We start from the raw sequence: 525 nt of genomic DNA on the forward strand, positions 1-525 counted from the left end.
ATATCACAACAGATCAACCTGACCTTGCTATACAATTACGTACGGAAAAATAAAAGCACACAATCTATAATATAAAGCAAATAACACCACCCTAAAAAAATGAGGTTGATAAAAAAGAGAAGTGCGGATTATTTACTGATGGTGCTTATAAGATTAAAATTTTTACTTTATTTAATTCTCACGTGTGCGTTTTCCAGTACTTTTGTTAAAACTATGAAAACTCTGATGGGGAACAGTAAAGCTTAGTTTTTGACCATAATCGTGTGTCAAACGTTCTTTTATTTCAATGGTAAAAATATTATTATTCCAATGCGTTAAAACATGGCATCCTGTTCCGACAGGTTTGATAAGTTCAATTTGTGTGTGAAAGACAGCTCCTTGATTTGGATATTCGCCTAACAAGATTACTTCAGGTCTGAATGCTAAAAGATCAGTTTCTTGACTATAAGACAATGAATGACCTAAATGCTGTTCTAAAGTTTTGCGATCAAGAAAATTCATAGAGGGAGAGCCAATAAAATCAGC

Annotated in this window: 1 pseudogene; it reads right to left on the reverse strand. The window is 33.0% G+C overall.

The window, feature by feature from the left end:
• Positions 1-171: 171 nt before the first annotated feature.
• Positions 172-525 (reverse strand): annotated as a pseudogene (locus ACFINS_RS11325) (sn-glycerol-3-phosphate ABC transporter ATP-binding protein UgpC); the annotation flags it as partial.

This window comes from Bartonella sp. AA2SXKL, from assembly GCF_042197205.1.
GTDB lineage: Bacteria > Pseudomonadota > Alphaproteobacteria > Rhizobiales > Rhizobiaceae > Bartonella.